Source organism: Arthrobacter sp. TmT3-37 (assembly GCF_054510835.1).
This window is the reverse complement of sequence record NZ_JBTNDU010000001.1, coordinates 324,404-343,837: the sequence shown is the minus strand read 5'-3', so window position 1 is coordinate 343,837 and position 19,434 is coordinate 324,404. Positions and strand designations below refer to the sequence as shown.

30 protein-coding genes are annotated in these 19,434 nt (G+C 64.3%); all 30 read left to right on the top strand.

Annotation, left to right across the window (positions count from 1 at the left end; all coding sequences use genetic code 11):
• Positions 1-307: 307 nt before the first annotated feature.
• The 30 genes from rpsL to rpsM all read left to right on the top strand — a co-directional run bounded on the left by rpsL (position 308) and on the right by rpsM (position 19,329).
• Positions 308-682 carry a 30S ribosomal protein S12 gene (gene rpsL, locus ACX80U_RS01590; RefSeq protein WP_043440593.1) on the top strand — a complete coding sequence of 125 codons (375 nt, stop codon included), beginning with the start codon at positions 308-310 and terminating at the stop codon, positions 680-682.
• Between the two features lies 1 nt (position 683).
• Entirely contained in the window at positions 684-1,154 is a 471-nt protein-coding gene (gene rpsG / locus ACX80U_RS01585; protein ID WP_043440595.1) for a 30S ribosomal protein S7, read from the top strand.
• Positions 1,155-1,241: 87 nt separating this feature from the next.
• On the top strand, positions 1,242-3,356 hold the full coding sequence (gene fusA, locus ACX80U_RS01580) for an elongation factor G (RefSeq protein ID WP_459267176.1): 2,115 nt from the start codon (positions 1,242-1,244) through the stop codon (positions 3,354-3,356).
• Positions 3,357-3,562: 206 nt separating this feature from the next.
• A complete protein-coding gene (tuf, locus tag ACX80U_RS01575; protein WP_104118804.1) occupies positions 3,563-4,753 on the top strand; it encodes an elongation factor Tu in 1,191 nt (396 codons plus the stop codon).
• 488 nt (positions 4,754-5,241) lie between these two features.
• Entirely contained in the window at positions 5,242-5,550 is a 309-nt protein-coding gene (gene rpsJ / locus ACX80U_RS01570) for a 30S ribosomal protein S10 (RefSeq protein WP_026531952.1), read from the top strand.
• A gap of 16 nt (positions 5,551-5,566) precedes the next feature.
• A complete protein-coding gene (gene rplC, locus ACX80U_RS01565; RefSeq protein ID WP_133082408.1) occupies positions 5,567-6,223 on the top strand; it encodes a 50S ribosomal protein L3 in 657 nt (218 codons plus the stop codon).
• A gap of 4 nt (positions 6,224-6,227) precedes the next feature.
• Positions 6,228-6,851 (top strand): 50S ribosomal protein L4, encoded by a 624-nt coding sequence (gene rplD, locus ACX80U_RS01560; protein WP_133082409.1) that lies wholly within the window; start codon positions 6,228-6,230, stop codon positions 6,849-6,851.
• Positions 6,848-7,153 (top strand): 50S ribosomal protein L23, encoded by a 306-nt coding sequence (rplW, locus tag ACX80U_RS01555; protein WP_026531955.1) that lies wholly within the window; start codon positions 6,848-6,850, stop codon positions 7,151-7,153. The genes rplD and rplW overlap by 4 nt, the downstream gene beginning before the upstream one ends.
• A 31-nt stretch (positions 7,154-7,184) precedes the next feature.
• Entirely contained in the window at positions 7,185-8,024 is an 840-nt protein-coding gene (gene rplB, locus ACX80U_RS01550) for a 50S ribosomal protein L2 (protein WP_104050959.1), read from the top strand.
• A 12-nt stretch (positions 8,025-8,036) separates the two neighbouring features.
• Positions 8,037-8,318, top strand: a complete 282-nt coding sequence (gene rpsS, locus ACX80U_RS01545; RefSeq protein WP_026549122.1) for a 30S ribosomal protein S19 — start codon at positions 8,037-8,039, stop codon at positions 8,316-8,318.
• 37 nt (positions 8,319-8,355) lie between these two features.
• Entirely contained in the window at positions 8,356-8,721 is a 366-nt protein-coding gene (rplV, locus tag ACX80U_RS01540; protein ID WP_055768073.1) for a 50S ribosomal protein L22, read from the top strand.
• The gene (rpsC, locus tag ACX80U_RS01535; protein WP_133082410.1) at positions 8,722-9,567 is read left to right on the top strand and encodes a 30S ribosomal protein S3; all 846 of its coding nucleotides are present in this window, start codon (positions 8,722-8,724) and stop codon (positions 9,565-9,567) included.
• A complete protein-coding gene (gene rplP / locus ACX80U_RS01530) occupies positions 9,568-9,984 on the top strand; it encodes a 50S ribosomal protein L16 (RefSeq protein WP_049829176.1) in 417 nt (138 codons plus the stop codon).
• A gap of 2 nt (positions 9,985-9,986) precedes the next feature.
• Complete coding sequence (gene rpmC, locus ACX80U_RS01525) at positions 9,987-10,331, top strand: 50S ribosomal protein L29 (RefSeq protein ID WP_133082411.1); 345 nt, start codon at positions 9,987-9,989, stop codon at positions 10,329-10,331.
• The gene (gene rpsQ, locus ACX80U_RS01520; RefSeq protein WP_133082412.1) at positions 10,328-10,639 is read left to right on the top strand and encodes a 30S ribosomal protein S17; all 312 of its coding nucleotides are present in this window, start codon (positions 10,328-10,330) and stop codon (positions 10,637-10,639) included. Before rpmC ends, rpsQ begins: the two co-directional genes overlap by 4 nt.
• 374 nt (positions 10,640-11,013) lie before the next feature.
• Entirely contained in the window at positions 11,014-11,382 is a 369-nt protein-coding gene (gene rplN / locus ACX80U_RS01515; RefSeq protein ID WP_049829173.1) for a 50S ribosomal protein L14, read from the top strand.
• A 3-nt stretch (positions 11,383-11,385) separates the two neighbouring features.
• Positions 11,386-11,760, top strand: a complete 375-nt coding sequence (rplX, locus tag ACX80U_RS01510) for a 50S ribosomal protein L24 (protein ID WP_133082413.1) — start codon at positions 11,386-11,388, stop codon at positions 11,758-11,760.
• The gene (gene rplE / locus ACX80U_RS01505) at positions 11,760-12,335 is read left to right on the top strand and encodes a 50S ribosomal protein L5 (RefSeq protein WP_133082414.1); all 576 of its coding nucleotides are present in this window, start codon (positions 11,760-11,762) and stop codon (positions 12,333-12,335) included. Before rplX ends, rplE begins: the two co-directional genes overlap by 1 nt.
• A gap of 87 nt (positions 12,336-12,422) precedes the next feature.
• Positions 12,423-12,821 carry a 30S ribosomal protein S8 gene (gene rpsH, locus ACX80U_RS01500; protein WP_043440638.1) on the top strand — a complete coding sequence of 133 codons (399 nt, stop codon included), beginning with the start codon at positions 12,423-12,425 and terminating at the stop codon, positions 12,819-12,821.
• An 18-nt stretch (positions 12,822-12,839) separates the two neighbouring features.
• A complete protein-coding gene (gene rplF / locus ACX80U_RS01495) occupies positions 12,840-13,376 on the top strand; it encodes a 50S ribosomal protein L6 (protein ID WP_133082415.1) in 537 nt (178 codons plus the stop codon).
• 2 nt (positions 13,377-13,378) lie between these two features.
• Entirely contained in the window at positions 13,379-13,762 is a 384-nt protein-coding gene (gene rplR, locus ACX80U_RS01490; protein WP_087076881.1) for a 50S ribosomal protein L18, read from the top strand.
• Positions 13,763-13,791: 29 nt separating this feature from the next.
• The gene (gene rpsE / locus ACX80U_RS01485) at positions 13,792-14,499 is read left to right on the top strand and encodes a 30S ribosomal protein S5 (RefSeq protein ID WP_459267175.1); all 708 of its coding nucleotides are present in this window, start codon (positions 13,792-13,794) and stop codon (positions 14,497-14,499) included.
• A complete protein-coding gene (rpmD, locus tag ACX80U_RS01480; RefSeq protein ID WP_133082577.1) occupies positions 14,499-14,717 on the top strand; it encodes a 50S ribosomal protein L30 in 219 nt (72 codons plus the stop codon). The genes rpsE and rpmD overlap by 1 nt, the downstream gene beginning before the upstream one ends.
• Positions 14,717-15,214 carry a 50S ribosomal protein L15 gene (rplO, locus tag ACX80U_RS01475; protein ID WP_133082417.1) on the top strand — a complete coding sequence of 166 codons (498 nt, stop codon included), beginning with the start codon at positions 14,717-14,719 and terminating at the stop codon, positions 15,212-15,214. The genes rpmD and rplO overlap by 1 nt, the downstream gene beginning before the upstream one ends.
• Before the next feature lie 224 nt (positions 15,215-15,438).
• Positions 15,439-16,749 carry a preprotein translocase subunit SecY gene (gene secY, locus ACX80U_RS01470; RefSeq protein WP_133082418.1) on the top strand — a complete coding sequence of 437 codons (1,311 nt, stop codon included), beginning with the start codon at positions 15,439-15,441 and terminating at the stop codon, positions 16,747-16,749.
• A gap of 5 nt (positions 16,750-16,754) precedes the next feature.
• Positions 16,755-17,318 (top strand): adenylate kinase, encoded by a 564-nt coding sequence (locus ACX80U_RS01465; protein ID WP_133082578.1) that lies wholly within the window; start codon positions 16,755-16,757, stop codon positions 17,316-17,318.
• Positions 17,319-17,324: 6 nt separating this feature from the next.
• Positions 17,325-18,152, top strand: a complete 828-nt coding sequence (gene map / locus ACX80U_RS01460; RefSeq protein WP_459267174.1) for a type I methionyl aminopeptidase — start codon at positions 17,325-17,327, stop codon at positions 18,150-18,152.
• A gap of 279 nt (positions 18,153-18,431) precedes the next feature.
• Positions 18,432-18,653, top strand: a complete 222-nt coding sequence (gene infA, locus ACX80U_RS01455; protein WP_019481515.1) for a translation initiation factor IF-1 — start codon at positions 18,432-18,434, stop codon at positions 18,651-18,653.
• Between the two features lie 21 nt (positions 18,654-18,674).
• Complete coding sequence (gene rpmJ, locus ACX80U_RS01450) at positions 18,675-18,788, top strand: 50S ribosomal protein L36 (RefSeq protein ID WP_043440658.1); 114 nt, start codon at positions 18,675-18,677, stop codon at positions 18,786-18,788.
• 163 nt (positions 18,789-18,951) lie between these two features.
• A complete protein-coding gene (rpsM, locus tag ACX80U_RS01445) occupies positions 18,952-19,329 on the top strand; it encodes a 30S ribosomal protein S13 (RefSeq protein ID WP_049829161.1) in 378 nt (125 codons plus the stop codon).
• The last annotated feature ends 105 nt before the right edge of the window (positions 19,330-19,434 follow it).

Sequence of the window (19,434 nt, the reverse complement as noted above, 5' to 3'; positions counted from 1 at the left end):
TCGTGGGGTCCCCACCATGCGGGGGAGCGGCCGGCGGGAGCGCCCTCCGCCGATCTCTGGTAGACTTGAAGGCAATTGTTTGTGTGGCAGTGGATCGGCGTTGCAAAACGTATCTCCGTGTTGTACGTAAGTTGTACAGCGAATGCCACATTTTCGCACGCCTACAGTCGTTCTGCGGCAGTTCGTTGGTAGGCGAAGCGCCAAACGACTGATGATCCCGATCCCCGGACGGAGCGGCCCTGCAAAGGCGCCGCGACCGCGGATTCGGGCGACAGAGAACACTTCAGACATTACGGAGAACACGAAAGTGCCTACGATCAACCAGCTGGTCCGTAAGGGCCGGACACCTAAGGTCTCCAAGACCAAGGCGCCCGCACTGAAGGGCAGCCCCATGAAGCGCGGCGTCTGCACCCGCGTCTACACGACCACCCCCAAGAAGCCGAACTCGGCTCTCCGCAAGGTCGCCCGCGTGCGCCTCAACGGTGGCATCGAAGTCACCGCCTACATCCCCGGCGTAGGTCACAACCTTCAGGAACACTCCATCGTGCTCGTGCGCGGCGGTCGTGTGAAGGACCTCCCCGGTGTCCGCTACAAGATCGTCCGTGGCGCACTGGATACCCAGGGCGTGAAGAACCGCAAGCAGGCTCGCAGCCGCTACGGCGCAAAGATGGAGAAGAAGTAATATGCCACGTAAGGGCCCGGCCCCGAAGCGGCCGCTCGTTGTAGATCCCGTCTACGGCTCACCCCTGGTCACGCAGCTGATCAACAAGGTGCTCGTCGACGGCAAGAAGTCCACCGCAGAGCGCATCGTCTACGGTGCCCTCGAAGGTGCTCGCGCCAAGTCCGGCGGCGACCCCGTCGCAGCGCTCAAGAAGGCCATGGACAACGTGAAGCCGACCCTCGAGGTCCGCTCACGCCGTGTCGGCGGAGCCACCTACCAGGTCCCCGTCGAGGTCAAGCCCGGTCGTTCGACCGCCCTGGCCCTTCGCTGGCTCGTCGGCTACTCCAAGGCACGTCGCGAGAAGACGATGACGGAGCGCCTCCAGAACGAGATCCTCGACGCTTCCAACGGTCTCGGTGCCGCAGTCAAGCGCCGCGAGGACACGCACAAGATGGCCGAGTCGAACAAGGCCTTCGCACACTACCGCTGGTAGCAGATCTGCCGGCCGGACCGCCACCCCACCAGGGCCGGCCCGGCCGGCGGTCCAGCAGAACTCCATTCTCGTCATAAGGGAGACACCGTGGCACAGGACGTGCTTACCGACCTCAACAAGGTCCGCAACATCGGCATCATGGCCCACATCGATGCCGGCAAGACCACTACTACCGAGCGCATCCTGTTCTACACGGGTGTCAACCACAAGATCGGCGAGACGCACGACGGCGCCTCCACCACCGACTGGATGGAACAGGAGAAGGAGCGCGGCATCACGATCACGTCCGCCGCCGTCACCTGCTTCTGGGAGAACAACCAGATCAACATCATCGACACCCCCGGGCACGTCGACTTCACCGTCGAGGTCGAGCGCTCACTGCGCGTCCTCGACGGCGCCGTCGCCGTGTTCGACGGCAAGGAGGGCGTCGAGCCCCAGTCGGAGACCGTCTGGCGTCAGGCCGACAAGTACGAGGTCCCCCGCATCTGCTTCGTCAACAAGATGGACAAGCTGGGCGCGGACTTCTACTTCACCGTCGACACCATCATCAGCCGCCTGGGCGCCAAGCCCCTCGTGCTGCAGCTCCCCATCGGTGCCGAGAACGACTTCATCGGCGTCGTCGACCTGCTCTACATGCGTGCCCTCGTGTGGCCCGGCGATGCCAAGGGTGACGTGACCATGGGTGCGAAGTACGAGATCCTGGAGATCCCGGCGGACCTCCAGGCGAAGGCCGAGGAGTACCGCGCGACGCTCGTCGAGACCGTCGCCGAGTCGTCCGACGAGCTCATGAACAAGTACCTCGAGGGTGAGGAGATCACCATCGAGGAGCTGAAGGCCGGCATCCGCAAGATGACGATCAACTCAGAGCTCTACCCGATCCTCTGCGGCTCCGCGTTCAAGAACCGCGGTGTGCAGCCGATGCTCGACGCCGTCATCGACTACCTGCCCTCGCCCCTCGACGTCCCCCCGATGATCGGCCACGATCCCCGGAACGAAGAGGTCGAGCTGACGCGCAAGCCCAGCACGGAGGAGCCCTTCTCCGCCCTCGCGTTCAAGGTCGCCACGCACCCCTTCTTCGGGCAGCTGACCTTCATCCGCGTGTACTCCGGCCAGATCTCGGCCGGCACGCAGGTGACGAACTCCACGAAGACCAAGAAGGAGCGCATCGGCAAGCTCTTCCAGATGCACGCCAACAAGGAGATTCCCGTCGAGGAAGCCCTTGCCGGCCACATCTATGCCGCGATCGGCCTGAAGGACACCACCACCGGTGACACCCTGTCCGACTCGGCGAACCAGATCGTCCTCGAGTCCATGAGCTTCCCGGAGCCCGTGATCTCGGTGGCCATCGAGCCGAAGACCAAGGGTGACCAGGAGAAGCTCTCCACCGCCATCCAGAAGCTCTCGGCCGAGGATCCCACCTTCCAGGTGTCCCTCAACGAGGACACCGGACAGACGATCATCGCCGGCATGGGCGAGCTCCACCTGGACATCCTGGTGGACCGTATGCGCCGCGAGTTCAAGGTCGAGGCGAACGTCGGCAAGCCCCAGGTGGCCTACCGCGAGACCATCAAGCGCGCCGTCGCCAAGCACGACTACACGCACAAGAAGCAGACCGGTGGTTCGGGCCAGTTCGCGAAGATCCAGATCGCGATCGAACCGCTGGACACCGCCGAGGGCGAGCTCTACTCGTTCGACAACAAGGTCACCGGTGGACGCGTGCCCCGCGAGTACATCCCGAGTGTCGATGCAGGCATCCAGGACGCGCTCAACGACGGCGTCCTCGCCGGCTACCCCGTGGTCGGCATCAAGGCGACGCTGCTCGACGGCGCGTACCACGACGTCGACTCCTCCGAGATGGCCTTCAAGATCGCCGGTCGCATGGCGTTCAAGGAAGCCGCCCGGATGGCTCAGCCCGTACTGCTCGAGCCGCTCATGGACGTCGAGGTCCGCACCCCTGAGGAATACATGGGTGAAGTCATCGGTGACCTGAACTCCCGCCGTGGCCAGATGCAGTCCATGGAGGATGCAAGCGGCGTCAAGGTCATCCGCGCCCACGTGCCCCTCTCGGGCATGTTCGGCTACATCGGTGACCTGCGGTCGAAGACCCAGGGTCGTGCCGTGTACTCGATGCAGTTCGACAGCTACTCGGAGGTCCCGAAGGCAGTGGCCGACGAGATCATCCAGAAGACGCGCGGCGAGTAGTACCCCTCCCGGAAACGGGACCACGGGGAGCGAGGGCCGGCCTGTCCCAGGGCAGGCCGGCCCTCCTCCCCAGCTGCAGGACCAGTCGGACCGGCAGTGCAGAGCAATTTCATCAAAACCAAAAGCCCCCAGTAGACTTGCATGAGTTTCAGCTGCGAAAAGCGCGGCTGGGAAGCAGATCTTCTCAAACGTTCTAGGAGGAACCCGTGGCGAAGGCAAAGTTCGAGCGGACTAAGCCGCACGTTAACATCGGCACCATCGGTCACGTCGACCATGGAAAGACCACGTTGACGGCTGCCATTTCCAAGGTGCTGTACGACAAGTACCCCACCCTCAACGAGCAGCGTGACTTCGCGTCGATCGACTCGGCTCCCGAGGAGAAGCAGCGCGGCATCACGATCAACATCTCGCACGTCGAGTACCAGACCGAGAAGCGCCACTACGCACACGTAGACGCCCCCGGTCACGCCGACTACATCAAGAACATGATCACCGGTGCGGCCCAGATGGATGGTGCCATCCTCGTTGTCGCCGCCACCGACGGTCCCATGGCCCAGACCCGCGAGCACGTGCTGCTCGCCCGCCAGGTCGGTGTCCCCTACCTGCTGGTCGCCCTGAACAAGTCCGACATGGTCGACGACGAAGAGCTCCTCGACCTCGTGGAGATGGAAGTTCGCGAGCTGCTCAGCTCGCAGGGCTTCGACGGTGACGACGCTCCTGTCGTCCGCGTCTCCGGCCTGAAGGCCCTCGAAGGCGACCCCGAGTGGGTCAAGTCCGTCGAGGAACTGATGGAAGCTGTCGACAACAACGTGCCGGACCCCGTGCGCGACAAGGACAAGCCCTTCCTCATGCCCGTCGAGGACGTCTTCACGATCACCGGTCGTGGAACCGTCGTCACCGGCCGCGCCGAGCGCGGAACCCTCGCGATCAACTCCGAGGTCGAGATCGTCGGTATCCGTCCGGTCCAGAAGACCACGGTCACCGGTATCGAGATGTTCCACAAGCAGCTCGACGAGGCCTGGGCCGGCGAGAACTGTGGCCTGCTCCTCCGCGGCATCAAGCGCGAGGACGTAGAGCGCGGACAGGTCATCGTGAAGCCGGGTTCCATCACCCCTCACACCGACTTCGAGGCCAACGTCTACATCCTGGCCAAGGACGAGGGTGGGCGTCACAACCCGTTCTACTCGAACTACCGCCCGCAGTTCTACTTCCGCACCACGGACGTGACCGGCGTCATCACCCTCCCCGAGGGCACCGAGATGGTCATGCCCGGCGACAACACTGAGATGACCGTCGAGCTCATCCAGCCCATCGCCATGGAAGAGGGCCTCGGCTTCGCGATCCGCGAAGGCGGCCGCACCGTCGGTTCGGGACGTGTCACCAAGATCCTGAAGTAATTCGGTATCACCCAGCCACCGGGCTCTGACCGGTAGGCGACAGGAAGGCCCCCGCCGTATCCACGGCGGGGGCCTTCTCGTCGCCGGGGTGGGGGAGGGGCGTCCCAGTAGCGCAGATCACCCCTACCCCGCTGGGCCCCGGTTCGCAATCATCGCGGTAATCTGCCACACTGGATAAGTTGTTCAAGCGCCGGCGCGCGCGGTTCGAGACTTCTTCCCGGTCAGGATAATGCCTGATGCAGGGATCGAGTCCGCCGAGGCGCAGGGCCCAAATATAGTCCACCCCGTTCGGCTCGTCCGAAATCAGCGGACCGTGCGTGTCAGGAAGTGCGACACGCCCGAGCGCGGGGGTCGGAGCCCTGGCAGGGTGAGGAACCCGGATCTGTCCGGATTCAGTCTGCTCAGGAAGCGTCGTACAACGGACGCAGGAAATGTACGTACGTACCGGAACTGCCCAGGCAGTTATGTAGAGAGAGAGTCGAGACGCCATGGCGGGACAAAAAATCCGCATCCGGCTGAAGTCATATGACCACGAGGTCATCGATGTTTCAGCACGGAAGATCGTTGAGACGGTGACGCGCGCAGGCGCAACGGTAGTGGGCCCCGTGCCCCTGCCCACGGAGAAGAACGTTTTCGTTGTCATCCGGTCCCCGCACAAGTACAAGGACAGCCGTGAGCACTTCGAAATGCGTACTCACAAGCGTCTGATCGACATCATTGATCCCACGCCCAAGGCCGTCGATTCGCTGATGCGTCTCGACCTGCCTGCGGACGTGAACATCGAAATCAAGCTGTAAGGGAGAGCGGATACCTATGTCTACTTCACTTACGCGCCAGGTCAAGGGCCTGCTGGGCATCAAGCTCGGCATGACCCAGGTCTGGGACGAGAACAACATCCTCATCCCCGTGACCGTCGTCCAGGCGGACTCGAACGTCATCACGCAGCTCCTCAGCGAGGACAAGGACGGCTACACCGCTGTCCAGATCGGCTTCGGCCAGATCGATCCCCGCAAGGTCACCAAGCCGCTCGCCGGCCACTTCGACAAGGCAGGCGTCACGCCCCGCCGTCACGTGGTCGAACTGCGGACGTCCGACGCCGACACCTACTCGCTCGGCCAGGAACTCTCCGTCGAGATGTTCGAGGCCGGCCAGACCGTCGACGTCATCGGCACCACCAAGGGCAAGGGCTTCGCCGGTGTCATGAAGCGCCACGGGTTCCACGGTGTTGGAGCCTCACACGGTGCACACAAGAACCACCGCAAGCCCGGTTCCATCGGTGGAGCATCCACCCCCAGCCGCGTCTTCCGTGGAATGAAAATGGCAGGCCGCATGGGCGCCGTTCGTCAGACCACGCTGAACCTCCGGGTCCACGCCGTCGACGCCGAGAAGTCGCTGCTGCTGATCAAGGGTGCCGTCCCCGGCGCCCGCGGCCAGGTCGTCCTCGTACGCACCGCCGTGAAGGGAGCATAGCCAAATGGCTGCCAACACCGTAAACGTCGATCTCCCCGCGGAGATCTTCGACGCACAGACCAACGTGCCGCTGCTGCACCAGGTCGTCGTGGCTCAGCTTGCCGCCGCCCGCCAGGGTACGCACAAGACGAAGACCCGCGCCGAGGTCAGTGGCGCAGGCCGCAAGCCGTTCAAGCAGAAGGGAACCGGTCGTGCCCGCCAGGGTTCGATCCGCGCCCCCCACATGACCGGCGGCGGTGTCGTCCACGGACCCACCCCCCGCGACTACAGCCAGCGCACCCCCAAGAAGATGATCGCCGCCGCCCTGCGCGGAGCGCTCTCGGACCGGGCACGCAACGGCCGTATCCACGTCCTCGAGTCCCTCGTTCCCGGCGGCAAGCCGTCGACCAAGGGTGCCATCGAGACCCTGCGTGCGATCTCCGAGCGGCCCCGCCTGCTCGTCGTGATCGAGCGTGCCAACGACGTCGCAGCACTGTCGGTGCGCAACGTCCCCGAGGTACACGTCCTCTATGTAGACCAGCTCAACACGTACGACGTGCTGGTGTCCGACGACGTGATCTTCACCAAGGCCGCCTACGACCAGTTCGTCGGTACGCCTGCTGTCATCACCGAGGAGGATGCCAAGTGAGCGGCACCATCGCAAAGGATCCGCGCGACGTCGTCATTGCACCCGTCGTCTCGGAGAAGAGCTACGGCCTGATCGACGAAGGCAAGTACACCTTCCTGGTCGACCCCCGCTCGAACAAGGAAGAAATCAAACTGGCGGTCGAGAAGATCTTCTCCGTGAAGGTCGACTCCATCAACACCATCAACCGGGTTGGCAAGCGCAAGCGCACCAAGTTCGGCTGGGGCCAGCGCAAGGGCACCAAGCGTGCCATCGTGTCCCTCAAAGAGGGCTCGATCGACATCTTCGGCGGTCCGCTCTCCTAGAGCGGAGACCACTTTAACGAGGAATTGAGTTATGGGAATCCGTAAATACAAGCCGACAACCCCGGGCCGTCGTGGCTCGAGCGTTGCCGACTTCGCTGAAATCACCCGATCGACGCCGGAGAAGTCGCTGGTACGTCCCCTTCCCAAGAAGGGTGGACGTAACAACACCGGTAAGATCACGACCCGCCACAAGGGCGGTGGACACAAGCGTCAGTACCGCCTGATCGACTTCCGCCGCCACGACAAGGACGGCGTCGACGCCCGCGTCGCAGAGATCGAGTACGATCCCAACCGCACCGCGCGCATCGCCCTCCTGCACTACGTCGACGGCACCAAGCGCTACATCATCGCGCCGAACAAGCTCAAGCAGGGCGACTTCGTCGAGGCCGGGGCCGGGGCCGACATCAAGCCCGGCAACAACCTGCCGCTGCGCAACATCCCCGTGGGTACCGTCATCCACGCCGTCGAGCTCCGCCCGGGTGGCGGCGCGAAGATGGCGCGTTCCGCCGGTGCATCGGTCCAGCTCGTCGCCAAGGAAGGCCGCTTCGCCCAGCTGCGACTGCCCTCCGGCGAGATCCGCAACGTCGACGTGCGCTGCCGCGCGACGATCGGCGAGGTCGGCAACGCCGAGCAGTCGAACATCAACTGGGGCAAGGCCGGCCGTAACCGCTGGAAGGGCATCCGCCCGACCGTCCGCGGTGTCGCCATGAACCCGGTCGACCACCCGCACGGTGGTGGCGAGGGCAAGACCTCCGGTGGACGCCACCCGGTCAACCCGAACGGTAAGGCCGAAGGCCGTACCCGTCGCCCCAACAAAGAGAGCGATTCACTCATCGTGCGTCGCCGTCGTTCCGGCAAGAACAAGCGATAGGAGCCTGGAGACATGCCACGCAGCCTGAAGAAAGGCCCCTTCGTCGATCAGCACCTTTATGTAAAGGTCGCTCGCGAGAACGAATCGGGCACGAAGAACGTCATTAAGACGTGGTCCCGCCGCTCCATGATCGTCCCCGACATGCTCGGGCACACGATCGCGGTGCACGACGGACGCAAGCACATCCCGGTGTTCGTCACCGAGTCGATGGTCGGGCACAAGCTCGGCGAATTCGCTCCCACGCGGACTTTCCGCGGCCATGTTAAGGACGACCGCAAGGGCAAGCGCCGCTAGGCGCTGCTCTTACGGCTAAGACGAGAGAAGGAAAGCAATGGAAGCCAAGGCTATTGCGCGTCATATCCGCGTAACGCCTATGAAGGCCCGGCGCGTCGTCAACCTTGTTCGTGGTAAGCAGGCGAATGAGGCTCTGGCTATTCTGAAGTTTGCCCCACAGGTTGCTTCGGAGCCGGTTTTCAAGGTGGTCCAGTCGGCGATGGCCAACGCACGAGTCCTCGCGGACCGTGACGGCGTCGCCTTCGACGAGGACAACCTCATCATCAGCGAAGCATTCGTTGACGAAGGCCCCACGATGAAGCGGTTCCGTCCGCGAGCCCAGGGCCGCGCGTTCCGCATCAACAAGCGGACCAGCCACATCACGGTTGTCGTCGCTACCCCTGAGAAAGTGGAGGTCCGCTAAGTGGGACAGAAAGTAAACCCGCACGGGTTCCGACTCGGCATCACCACCGACCACAGGTCACACTGGTTCGCCGACAGCAACAAGCCGGGCCAGCGCTACCGTGACTTCGTCCGCGAAGACATCAAGATCCGCCAGCTCATGTCGACCGGCATGGACCGTGCCGGCATCGCCAAGGTCGAGATCGAGCGCACCCGCGACCGCGTCCGCGTGGACATCCACACGGCACGTCCGGGCATCGTCATCGGCCGCCGTGGAGCAGAGGCGGACCGCATCCGCGGCGAGCTCGAGAAGCTCACCGGCAAGCAGGTGCAGCTGAACATCCTCGAGGTCAAGAACCCCGAGATCGAGGCGCAGCTCGTCGCACAGGGCATCGCCGAGCAGCTTTCCTCCCGCGTGGCGTTCCGTCGCGCGATGAAGAAGGCCATGCAGTCCGCACAGCGTGCCGGCGCGAAGGGCATCCGTGTCCAGTGCTCCGGTCGCCTGGGTGGCGCCGAAATGAGCCGCTCGGAGTTCTACCGCGAGGGACGCGTTCCCCTGCACACGCTCCGCGCCAACATCGACTACGGCTTCTTCGAAGCGAAGACCACCTTCGGCCGCATCGGCGTGAAGGTCTGGATCTACAAGGGTGACGTCACGGCGAAGGAACTCGCAGCCCAGGCTGCAGCAGCTCCGTCCCGTGGCCGCGGTGGAGACCGTCCGGGCCGTGGCCCCGCCGGCGCCGACCGTGGTGGAGACCGCGGAGGCGACCGTCGTCGCCGCGCCCCCGAGCGCTCCGAGGGCCAGGGTGCTGCGGCACCCGCCGAGACCGCCGCAGCTCCCGCTGCGACTGAAGGAGGACAGGCTTAAATGCTTATCCCACGTCGAGTCAAGTTCCGTAAGCAGCACCACCCGGGTCGTTCCGGCGCTGCTACCGGCGGTACCGAGGTCAGCTTTGGCGAGTGGGGTATCCAGGCTCTGAGCCCGGCATACGTCACCAACCGCCAGATCGAGTCCGCTCGTATCGCCATGACCCGCCACATCAAGCGTGGCGGCAAGGTCTGGATCAACATCTATCCGGACCGCCCGTTGACCAAGAAGCCTGCCGAGACCCGCATGGGTTCCGGTAAGGGTTCGCCCGAGTGGTGGGTGGCCAACGTCAAGCCGGGACGGGTTCTGTTCGAACTGTCCGGTGTTTCCGAAGAGGTAGCCCGCGAAGCCCTGCGCCTCGCGATCCACAAGCTGCCGTTGAAGGCACGCATCGTGCGTCGTGAGGGTGGTGAATAGTTATGGCTCTGGGTTCAAAGGAACTGGCAACAGACCAGCTGGACGGCTTCGATAAGGACCGCCTGGTGGAAGAACTGCGCAAGGCCAAGGAGGAGCTGTTCAACCTCCGTTTCCAGTCGGCCACCGGCCAGCTCGAAAGCCACGGTCGCCTTCGTTCGGTCAAGCGCGACATCGCACGCATCTACACGGTGCTGCGTGAGCGTGAACTGGGTATCCGCCCCGAGGTCGTCGCTCCCGTCGAGGAAGCGAAGCCCGCGAAGGCGGACAAGCCCAAGAAAGCCAAGAAGGCCTCGACGAAGGACGAACCTTCCGTGGACACCGAGGCTTCTGAGGAGGACGCCAAATGAGTGAGCAGCAGAGCGAGACGACCGTAGGAACCGAGAAGGCCGTCCACGGCGCCGACTCGCGCGGCTACCGCAAGGTACGCCGTGGGTACGTCGTCTCCGACAAGATGGAGAAGACCATCGTGGTCGAGGTCGAGGACCGCGTGAAGCACGGCCTGTACGGCAAGGTGCTTCGCCGCAGCTCCAAGGTCAAGGCGCACGACGAGCAGAATGTCGCCGGTATCGGTGACATGGTCCTGATCAGCGAGACCCGGCCCCTGTCCGCCACCAAGCGGTGGCGCCTGGTCGAGGTCATCGAGAAGGCCAAGTAGCAGCACAGCACGACCCGGAGCCGGCCGCCGGCTCCACCGACGATGCCCCGGACGCGATTTCGCGTCCGGGGCATTGTCGCGATACGATTAGTACCTTGTCTGTCTGGTGGGCTGGCGCATGCCCTCACGAGGTATCTCCGCAGGATCTCCTGCCCAGGACTTCGGCTTGCGGGGCATCCCTCACGGGTTTCCTTCACACCGGGCAAATAGGCAAAAGCCCGATAATCTTGTTCATCACGAAATCCACTGTGCAGAAGATCGACGCGCAGCAGCGCGCCCAGGCGTGCACGTGCTGAGTACCAGTATTACGGGGCCCACCCATATCCGTTCCGCAAGGCTCGACAAGAGAACCGGCGCGACGACAGGAGTAATAAGTGATTCAGCAGGAGTCGCGGCTAAAGGTCGCCGACAACACGGGGGCCAAGGAAATCTTGACCATCCGCGTTCTCGGAGGATCCGGGCGCCGCTACGCAGGCATCGGCGACGTCATCGTCGCCACCGTGAAGGACGCGATCCCCGGCGGAAACGTCAAGAAGGGCGACGTCGTCAAGGCGGTCATCGTCCGCACCAAGAAGGAACGCCGCCGCGCGGACGGTTCCTACATCAAGTTCGACGAGAACGCAGCAGTGATCCTGAAGAACGACGGCGACCCCCGCGGTACCCGTATCTTCGGCCCTGTCGGTCGCGAGCTCCGCGACAAGCGTTTCATGAAGATCATCTCGCTGGCGCCGGAGGTGCTGTAGTCCATGGCACAGAAGACAAAGCTCAAGATCAAGAAGGGTGACCTCGTGCAGGTCATCACCGGAGCCAAGCAGGAACGCGGCGGAGACCGCGGCAAGCAGGGCAAGGTACTGAAGGTGTTCCCCGAGACCAACCGCGTCCTCGTGGAAGGCATCAACCGGATCACGAAGCACACCAAGGTCGGGCAGTCGCAGCGCGGCACCAAGACCGGTGGCATCGAGGTCGTCGAGGCGCCCGTGCACATCAGCAACGTCGCGGTCGTCGACCCCGAGACCAAGAAGCCGACCCGCGTCGGATACCGCACCGAGACCGTCGAGCGCGACGGCCGCGAGCGTGTCGTCCGCATCCGCGTGGCCAAGTCATCAGGGAAGGATCTGTAATGACTGTCGAAACCACAGGGACCAAGGTTCTTCCCCGCCTCAAGGCACGCTACGCGTCCGAGATCAAGGCCACCCTGCAGGAAGAGTTCAACTACGCCAACGTGAACCAGGTCCCGCGCCTGGTGAAGGTCGTCGTGAACATGGGTGTCGGCGACGCCGCCAAGGACTCCAAGCTGATCGACGGGGCCGTCAAGGACCTCACCGCGATCACCGGCCAGAAGCCACAGGTCACCAAGGCACGCAAGTCCATCGCGCAGTTCAAGCTCCGCGAAGGAATGCCCATCGGCGCACACGCCACCCTCCGTGGCGACCGCATGTGGGAATTCACGGACCGCCTGATCTCCCTCGCCCTGCCCCGTATCCGCGACTTCCGCGGCCTCAACGGCAAGCAGTTCGACGGCAACGGCAACTACACGTTCGGTCTCACCGAGCAGTCGATGTTCCACGAGATCGACCAGGACCGGATCGACCGCGTACGTGGCATGGACATCACCGTCGTCACCACCGCCAAGACCGACGCCGAGGGCCGCGCGCTCCTCAAGGCGCTTGGCTTCCCCTTCAAATCCGAAGATTAATCTAACTACGTTGCAGGTCCGCTCCAGCCGGCACCCTGAGTGCCGACCGGAATCCGGAAACCGTTTCGAGGAAGGGCAAGAGCCCACATGACAATGACAGATCCTGTCGCAGACATGCTCACGCGTCTGCGCAACGCAAACTCGGCTTACCACGACTCCGTGTCCATGCCGTACAGCAAGCTCAAGGCCCGCGTCGCGGACATCCTGAAGGCCGAAGGCTACATCGCCGGCTGGAAGGAAGAGGAAGCGGAGGTCGGCAAGAAGCTGACCATCGACCTCAAGTTCGGACCGGACCGCCAGCGCTCCATCGCCGGCATCCGCCGCATCTCCAAGCCCGGCCTGCGCGTGTACGCCAAGTCCACGAACCTGCCCCACGTGCTCGGCGGCCTCGGCATCGCCATCCTGTCCACGTCCTCCGGTCTGCTCACGGACCGCCAGGCATCCAAGAAGGGTGTAGGTGGGGAAGTCCTCGCCTACGTCTGGTAACGGGAAAGGGAAAGAAAAATGTCACGTATTGGACGTCTCCCCATCACCGTTCCCGCCGGTGTCGAGGTCAATGTCAACGGCAGCGAGGTCACCGTCAAGGGCTCGAAGGGCGAGCTGAGCCACACGGTTCCCAGCCCCATCGAGATCTCCCTGAACGAGGGCACGCTCACCGTCAGCCGCCCGAACGACGAGCGCGAGTCGCGGTCGCTCCACGGCCTCACCCGCACGCTGATCTCCAACATGATCGTCGGAGTCACCGAGGGCTACAAGAAGAACCTCGAGATCGTGGGCACGGGTTACCGTGTGCAGGCCAAGGGCAGCGACCTCGAGTTCGCCCTGGGTTACAGCCACCCGGTCGCCGTCAAGGCTCCCGAGGGCATCACGCTGACCGTCGACAGCCCCACCAAGCTCTCGGTCGCCGGCATCAACAAGCAGCAGGTCGGCGAGGTCGCTGCAACCATCCGCAAGCTGCGCAGGCCTGACCCCTACAAGGGCAAGGGCATCCGCTACGCAGGCGAGATCATCCGCCGCAAGGTCGGAAAGGCTGGTAAGTAACCATGGGTCTGAGCATCAACAAGAAGCGCAGCTCGAAGAGCAAGTCCGCCTCGCGTGGACGCCGCCACCTCCGGGTACGCAAGCGCGTCTCCGGGACGGCCGTCCGTCCGCGCCTGGTCGTCAACCGTTCGGCCCGCCACGTATTCGTGCAGGTCGTCGACGACACCAAGGGCGTGACCGTAGCATCAGCCTCCACCCTCGAAGCGGACCTCCGTGCATTCGACGGTGACAAGACCGCCAAGGCCAAGCGCGTTGGCGAACTCGTTGCAGAGCGTGCCAAGGCCGTCGGCGTCGAAGCAGTCGTCTTCGACCGCGGCGGCAACAAGTACCACGGTCGCGTTGCAGCAATCGCAGACGGCGCACGTGAAGGTGGGCTGGCACTGTGACCGAGGAGAACAAGGCAAAGGAAGCCCCATTGAATACGGCTACAGAGCAGCCCGCAGCCGAAGCTCCGGCTGCAGGCGCAACTGAGAACGCGTCGGCCGACGCGAACCGTGGCCGCGGCAACACCCGCGGTGGCGAGCGTGGCGGCAACTCCCGCGGTGGCGAGCGTGGCGGCCGTGGTGGCCGTGACGGGCGCGACGGCGGCCGCAACGACGACAAGGACAAGTTCATCGAACGCGTCGTCACCATCAACCGTGTCGCAAAGGTCGTCAAGGGCGGCCGCCGCTTCAGCTTCACCGCCCTCGTGGTGGTCGGCGACGGCAACGGCATGGTCGGCGTCGGCTACGGAAAGGCGAAGGAAGTCCCTTCCGCCATCCAGAAGGCCGTCGAGGAAGCCAAGAAGACGATGTTCCGCGTCCCGCGCATCGGTGGCACCGTCCCGCACCTGGTGCAGGGCGAGGCAGCAGCCGGCGTCGTCCTGCTCCGTCCCGCCTCCCCGGGTACCGGCGTCATCGCCGGCGGTCCGGTGCGTGCGGTACTGGAGTGCGTCGGCATCCACGACGTCCTCTCGAAGTCGCTCGGTTCCGCGAACGCCATCAACATCGTTCACGCGACCGTTGACGCGCTGAAGCGCCTCGAAGAGCCCCAGGCAGTCGCGGCCCGCCGCGGCCTGTCCCTCGACGAGGTCGCATCCCACCAGATGCTGCGCGCGATCGCAGCTCAGAAGGCAGGTGCGTGATGACCGCGATCACTCCGAAGAACGTGCTCGTGAGCTCGGCGAAGCTCGAGATCACACAGATCAAGTCCGCCATCGGCGGCAAGCAGAACCAGCGCGACACGCTGCGGTCGCTCGGTCTCAAGCGGATCGGCCACACCGTGGTCCGTGAAGCAGATGCCGTGACTGTCGGCATGATCAACACGGTTCCGCACCTCTTGAAGGTTGAGGAGGCCAAGTAATGGCAGAGAACAACACTGCGGCTCCCGCCGCAGCCGAGGAAAAAGCAGAGCGCGTCCACGCACTGAAGGTCCACCACCTGCGTCCCGCACCCGGAGCCAAGACGGCGAAGACCCGTGTCGGCCGTGGTGAGGGATCGAAGGGTAAGACCGCCGGCCGTGGAACCAAGGGAACTGCAGCCCGCTACCAGGTGAAGGCAGGATTTGCCGGCGGCCAGCTGCCGCTGCACATGCGCCTCCCCAAGCTGCGCGGCTTCAAGAACCCGTTCCGCGTCGAGTTCCAGGTCGTGAACCTGGACAAGCTCTCCGAGCTCTACCCCGACGGCGGCGACGTCACGGTGGAGAGCCTGGTGGCGAACGGTGCCGTCCGCAAGAACCAGCCCGTCAAGGTGCTCGGCACCGGCGAGCTGACCGTGGCCGTGAACGTCTCGGTCGACGCCTTCTCCGCATCCGCTGCGGAGAAGATCGTCGCCGCAGGCGGGACCGTCACCGAGCTGTAGGTTCCTGGTCGGCCCTTCCCCGGCGGGACCGGGGGAGGGGCGGCTGTGATCCACGGCACTTTGGAACTAGACTCTTGGTGGGCAGGCTCGACCTGCCCACCGAGGGTCTTTTTTCGGCTGAGGCCACCCCTGCTCCACGCCGGTTCTCTCACACCGGTGACCAACCGTTAGACTCGGTTGTTGTGTACGGTCCGCGTCAGGACCACAGACCTTCAGGAGGACGCTTGCTTAGCGCTATTGGCCGGGCATTCCGGACGCCAGACTTGCGGCGCAAGCTGTTGTTCACGCTGGGAATCATCACCATCTTCCGTCTCGGGGCCTTCATCCCCGCTCCCGGGGTCGACTACGGCAACGTGCAGCAGTGCCTCGAACTCGGCAACACCGAGGGCGGCCTCTACCAGTTCGTGAACCTCTTCAGCGGCGGAGCCCTCCTGCAGGTCTCCATCTTCGCGCTGGGCATCATGCCGTACATCACGGCGAGCATCATCACGCAGCTGCTCCGGGTGGTCATCCCCCGTTTCCAGGAGCTGCACCAGGAAGGCGCGCAGGGCCAGTCCCGACTCACCCAGTACACGCGCTACCTGACGATCGCGCTCGGCTTGCTCAACGCGACCACCCTCGTGTCGCTCGCCCGCTCCGGCGCACTGCTCGGCAACTGCCCCGTGCCCCTGATCCCGGACGACTCCATCATCACGATCATCCTCCTGATCATTACGCTGACCGCCGGTACCGGCCTCATCATGTGGATGGGCGAGCTCATCACCGAGAAGGGTGTGGGCAACGGTATGTCGCTGCTCATCTTCACCGCCATCGCCGCCGGCTTCCCGACCTCGCTCGGTGAGATCCTGCGCACCCAGGGCGCCACGGTGTTCGCCTTCGTCCTCGCCATGGGCGTCGTCGTCGTCGCGCTGGTCATCTTCGTGGAGCAGTCGCAGCGACGCATCCCGGTGCAGTACGCCAAGCGCATGGTCGGCCGCCGCACGCTGGGCGGCAGCAGCACCTACATCCCGATCAAGGTCAACATGGCCGGTGTCATCCCCGTGATCTTCGCGTCCTCGATGCTCTACCTGCCCAGCCTGATCGCACAGTTCAACACCCCCCAGGACGGCACCGCTCCCGCCGAGTGGGTCAATTGGATCACCACGTACCTGACCAGTGGCGACCACCCGCTGTACATGGCGCTGTACTTCCTCCTGATCGTGTTCTTCACCTACTTCTACGTAGCCATCACGTTCAATCCGGACGAGGTGTCCGAGAACATGAAGAAGTACGGCGGGTTCATCCCCGGCATCCGTGCGGGCCGTCCCACCGCCGAGTACCTCCAGTACGTGCTGTCGCGCATCACGCTGCCCGGCGCCATCTACCTGGGACTCGTCGCCCTGATCCCGCTGATCGCCCTGGTGGCCATCGGTGCGAACCAGAACTTCCCGTTCGGTGGCACCTCGATCCTGATCATGGTGGGCGTGGGACTCGAGACCGTAAAGCAGATCGACGCACAGCTCCAGCAGCGTCACTACGAAGGGTTGTTGCGTTGACGAGAATGCTGATCATCGGTCCCCCCGGATCGGGCAAGGGCACCCAGGCCGCGCGGATCTCCGAGCGCCTCGGCGTCGTGGCGATCTCGACCGGCGACATCTTCCGCGACAACGTGAAGCGGGAGACCCCGCTCGGCGTCGAGGCGAAGAAGTTCATGGACGCGGGTGACTTCGTCCCCGACAGCGTCACCAACAGCATGGTGCGGGACCGCCTCGCTGCCGACGACGTACGGGAGGGCTTCCTCCTCGACGGTTACCCGCGCACGGCCTCGCAGGTGGCGGAACTCGACGACATCCTCCGCGAGAACGACCTCGAGCTCGACGTCGTGCTTCAGCTGACCGCGGACGACGAGGAGCTCGTCAAGCGGCTCCTCGGCCGTGCGAAGCTCGACGGCCGTTCGGACGACAACGAACTGGTCATCCGCCACCGCCTCGGCCTCTACCACGACCAGACCGAGGTGGTGGTGTCGCGGTACGACGAGCGCGGCATCGTCACGAAGGTCGACGGCATCGGCAGCATCGACGACGTCACCGAGCGCGTCATGGCCGCCCTCAAGGTCGCGAGCTGACCCCGCATGTTCCGCCAGCCCAAGGTCGAATACAAGACCACCAGCCAGATGCTCGTGATGCGCGAGGCCGGTCTCGTGCTCTCCGAGGCGCTGGACCGGACGGTCGCAGCCGCAGCGATCGGTGTCACCACCGCGCAGCTCAACGAGGTGTTCGAGGGCGTCCTGCGGGAGAAGGGTGCGACGTCGAACTTCCTCGGCTACCACGGGTTCCCGGCGAGCATCTGCACGTCGGTGAACCATGAGGTGGTGCACGGCATCCCGGGTGGGTACACCCTGCAGGACGGCGACATCATCTCGATCGACGGCGGTGCAGTGGTCCGTGGATGGCACTCCGATTCGGCGCGCACGGTGATCGTCGGATCGGCGCGGCCGGAGGATGTGCGCCTGTCGGACGTCACCGAGGAAGCCATGTGGCGCGGCATCGCGGCGCTCGCATCGGCCCGGTTCGTGGGTGACATCGGAGCGGCGATCGACGACTACGTCTCGTCGGTGCCCGGCCCCGCACTCGGGATCCTCGAGGACTACGTGGGCCACGGCATCGGGACGCAGATGCACCAGGCGCCCGACGTCCTCAACTACCGCAGTTCGAACCGCGGCCCGAAGGTTCGGCCGGGATTGTGCCTCGCCATCGAGCCGATGCTCGTGCAGGGGGAGCTGGAGACAGCCGTGCTCGACGACGACTGGACGGTCGTCACCACCGACGGGCGGCGTGCCTCCCAGTGGGAACACAGTGTCGCGGTGCACGACGGTGGCATCTGGGTCCTGTCCGCACCCGACGGGGGAGCCTCGCGGCTGGAACTCCTCGGTGTGACCCCGGTTCCCCTGGCAGCCTGACGGCAGGAGCTCCCAGCGCCACCGACGAGGAAGGTCCCGCACGGATGTGCGGGCCCTTCCTCGTCGGTGCCTTGCAGGACTGCGGGGCCGGCTTCCGCCCCGATTTAACTATCAGGGGACAGTAGCGTAGAGTTGTCTGTTGGTTGTCTCTGCTTTTCGTGCCCAATTGGGCTCTGGAGACGTCCCCGCGCGAGGAGCTCCGGCCGTCCGCGGGCCTGACAATCAAAACCCCAAACCCGTCCGCCACGCAAGTGGCGGGCATAGACGTTAGCGGAGGATATGGCCAAGAAAGACGGTGTCATTGAGATTGAAGGCACTGTGAACGAGGCGCTGCCCAACGCGATGTTCCGCGTTGAGTTGGCCAACGGTCACATTGTCCTCGCCCACATCTCGGGAAAGATGCGCCAGCACTACATTCGAATCCTTCCTGAGGACCGGGTCGTAGTGGAACTCAGCCCGTACGACCTCACCCGGGGCCGTATTGTCTACCGCTACAAATAAGAATCAACTCGAAGGAAAACCATGAAGGTCAACCCGAGCGTGAAGCGGATCTGCGAGAAGTGCCAGGTGGTTCGCCGCAAAGGCAACGTTCTCGTCATCTGCGAGAACCCGCGCCACAAGCAGCGCCAGGGCTGAGAACCTCTCCTAGAGGCTCTTCCCGCGCGTAGAAGTACATTCAACGGCAGGACAGCATCCCTGAGGGGATGTACACCCCCGGCTCGGAGGCCGGGGACCGGAACACCTGTTCCGGGGACGTCCTGCTTCAGACCTCCGGTATCACCAAAGGAGCACCGCCACCATGGCACGTCTCGCTGGCGTAGACATCCCCCGCGAAAAGCGGGTAGTCATCGCGCTTACCTATATCTACGGCGTGGGCAAGACCCGTGCAGAGAAGACGATCGTCGACACGGGGATCTCCCCGAACACGCGCGTCAAGGACCTCACCGACGCCGAGCTGGTCCAGCTCCGCGACTACATCGAAGGCAACTTCAAGGTCGAGGGTGACCTCCGCCGTGAGGTCGCAGCCGACATCCGCCGCAAGGTGGAGATCGGCAGCTACGAAGGCATTCGGCACCGCCGCGGCCTTCCCGTACGTGGACAGCGTACGAAGACAAACGCACGTACCCGCAAGGGTCCGAAGCGTACGGTCGCAGGCAAGAAGAAGGTCGGACGCTAGTCCCTAGCCGCTCCCTCACGTGAGTCGCTAGCGCTCCTCACGCCAGGGGACCCGGCGGCCAGGGGCCCAAGTCCCTGGCTCGGATCACCTCCGACCAGCCGAATC

Bases quoted from the DNA above. Each gene is read 5' to 3' on its own strand.
- rpsG (WP_043440595.1), top strand. From the start codon at position 684: ATGCCACGTAAGGGCCCGGCCCCGAAGCGGCCGCTCGTTGTAGATCCC.
- rpsJ (WP_026531952.1), top strand. From the start codon at position 5,242: ATGGCGGGACAAAAAATCCGCATCCGGCTGAAGTCATATGACCACGAG.
- rplC (WP_133082408.1), top strand. From the start codon at position 5,567: ATGTCTACTTCACTTACGCGCCAGGTCAAGGGCCTGCTGGGCATCAAG.
- rplD (WP_133082409.1), top strand. From the start codon at position 6,228: ATGGCTGCCAACACCGTAAACGTCGATCTCCCCGCGGAGATCTTCGAC.
- rplB (WP_104050959.1), top strand. From the start codon at position 7,185: ATGGGAATCCGTAAATACAAGCCGACAACCCCGGGCCGTCGTGGCTCG.
- rpsS (WP_026549122.1), top strand. From the start codon at position 8,037: ATGCCACGCAGCCTGAAGAAAGGCCCCTTCGTCGATCAGCACCTTTAT.
- rplV (WP_055768073.1), top strand. From the start codon at position 8,356: ATGGAAGCCAAGGCTATTGCGCGTCATATCCGCGTAACGCCTATGAAG.
- rplP (WP_049829176.1), top strand. From the start codon at position 9,568: ATGCTTATCCCACGTCGAGTCAAGTTCCGTAAGCAGCACCACCCGGGT.
- rpmC (WP_133082411.1), top strand. From the start codon at position 9,987: ATGGCTCTGGGTTCAAAGGAACTGGCAACAGACCAGCTGGACGGCTTC.
- rpsQ (WP_133082412.1), top strand. From the start codon at position 10,328: ATGAGTGAGCAGCAGAGCGAGACGACCGTAGGAACCGAGAAGGCCGTC.
- rplX (WP_133082413.1), top strand. From the start codon at position 11,386: ATGGCACAGAAGACAAAGCTCAAGATCAAGAAGGGTGACCTCGTGCAG.
- rplE (WP_133082414.1), top strand. From the start codon at position 11,760: ATGACTGTCGAAACCACAGGGACCAAGGTTCTTCCCCGCCTCAAGGCA.
- rpsH (WP_043440638.1), top strand. From the start codon at position 12,423: ATGACAATGACAGATCCTGTCGCAGACATGCTCACGCGTCTGCGCAAC.
- rplF (WP_133082415.1), top strand. From the start codon at position 12,840: ATGTCACGTATTGGACGTCTCCCCATCACCGTTCCCGCCGGTGTCGAG.
- rplR (WP_087076881.1), top strand. From the start codon at position 13,379: ATGGGTCTGAGCATCAACAAGAAGCGCAGCTCGAAGAGCAAGTCCGCC.
- rpmD (WP_133082577.1), top strand. From the start codon at position 14,499: ATGACCGCGATCACTCCGAAGAACGTGCTCGTGAGCTCGGCGAAGCTC.
- rplO (WP_133082417.1), top strand. From the start codon at position 14,717: ATGGCAGAGAACAACACTGCGGCTCCCGCCGCAGCCGAGGAAAAAGCA.
- ACX80U_RS01465 (WP_133082578.1), top strand. From the start codon at position 16,755: ATGCTGATCATCGGTCCCCCCGGATCGGGCAAGGGCACCCAGGCCGCG.
- map (WP_459267174.1), top strand. From the start codon at position 17,325: ATGTTCCGCCAGCCCAAGGTCGAATACAAGACCACCAGCCAGATGCTC.
- infA (WP_019481515.1), top strand. From the start codon at position 18,432: ATGGCCAAGAAAGACGGTGTCATTGAGATTGAAGGCACTGTGAACGAG.
- rpmJ (WP_043440658.1), top strand. From the start codon at position 18,675: ATGAAGGTCAACCCGAGCGTGAAGCGGATCTGCGAGAAGTGCCAGGTG.
- rpsM (WP_049829161.1), top strand. From the start codon at position 18,952: ATGGCACGTCTCGCTGGCGTAGACATCCCCCGCGAAAAGCGGGTAGTC.